The 1,348-nt window shown below is 27.0% G+C and carries 1 protein-coding gene; it reads right to left on the bottom strand.

Annotated elements, in window-relative coordinates:
- Nucleotides 1-150 precede the first annotated feature (150 nt).
- Entirely contained in the window at nucleotides 151-1,290 is a 1,140-nt protein-coding gene (locus tag L988_RS06420) for an IS91 family transposase (protein ID WP_047382689.1), read from the bottom strand.
- Between the last annotated feature and the right edge of the window lie 58 nt (nucleotides 1,291-1,348).

Raw genomic sequence — 1,348 nt, 5'->3', positions numbered from 1 at the left:
CTTTTTTTATTATTTAGGAAATTATAATTTTTTGAAATTGTTCTTAAAAACACTAAAAATTAAGATGTAGTTAAAAAATGTATTAAAAGTTAATCTATTATTTTAGTTCATAGAAAAGCAAAATACCACAGTTACCTGTGGTTAGAAAACTTAAATTTTCTTCTTGAGCCTAAAATCAAAAATACCATATTTTTTATGGAAAAATATAGATAAAATCATATTAGATCCACATTGAAGACACTTTAACGGATTTATACCAAGCCATTTTTCTATGCGCTCGGCCCAAGTAAGTTTTGCAATAGCCTTTTGTTTTTTTAGGTGCTTAAGTTTTATTAAATTTTTTAATTCTTGGGAGAAGTTTCTGGAGTAAATACCGTATCTTCTAATCATTTTAAAACCTTTGGGAGGAATATGAGCAACTAATTGTTTAATGAACTTTTCTACTGGAAGTTCAAGAAATACCTTGTTTTTTTCAGGAAGTTGTTCATACCAAAAAGTAACGCTATTACCATCAAAATGAGTGATTCTATATTCAGCTAAAGGAGGTCTAGCGAGATATCTCCCTAAATACTTAAGAGCATTTAAAGAATTATAAACTTCAGTTCCTTTAACATCAATAAAAAACTCGATTTGATTTTTCCAAATAGAATTGATAATGTTTAAAAGCTTTTGATCATTAGGAAAAGCTTCTTTTAAAGCTGTAGTAACAATATATTTCCAAGAATTCTTAAATGGTAAATAAGGAAAAAAATCAACAGATTTCCATTGTAAGCTTTCTTTGAATCCACCACAAGTAATTAGGAGATGTAGATGTGGATTAAAATTAGATTTTCTGCCGAAGGTATGGAAAAAAGTAATGTATCCAAAATGAGTTATTTTATATTTTTTCCAAAAGTGATTTTTGAATACAGCATTAAGAGAATCAGAAATTGATGTTAAAAGTTCTCTATTATTAAGAAAAAAAGAACGTAATTCCTTAGGGATTGTAAAAAGAAGATGCTTATGCTTTTGATTAATCATTTGTTGATTAAGTTTATTAGACCAATTTTCGGTATATATCTTAGAACAACATGGACAAAATTTAGTTTTACAAGTAACGGGTTTACATGCGCGTGAACCACAATGAGGGCATTGATATTCTATTCTAGCAAAATCAAAATTTTTGCAGTTAATGGATTTAAAGACAGTATCTTTAATATGATTAAAGTAGTCTTTAGAAAAAAACTCTTGAATAGAATTTAAAATATTAGTATAATTGACAGAAGTAAAAATTTGTTTAATAGTATACATGGTGTAACTATTATATCAAAAAATTAGCTCTGTCACAAAAGTGGCAGAGCTTTTTTTA

This window comes from Cetobacterium sp. ZWU0022, from assembly GCF_000800875.1.
In the GTDB taxonomy this organism is placed as follows: Bacteria; Fusobacteriota; Fusobacteriia; order Fusobacteriales; family Fusobacteriaceae; genus Cetobacterium_A.
The sequence above is the reverse complement of the archived record's forward strand: the minus strand, read 5'-3'. Positions and strand labels throughout refer to the sequence as shown.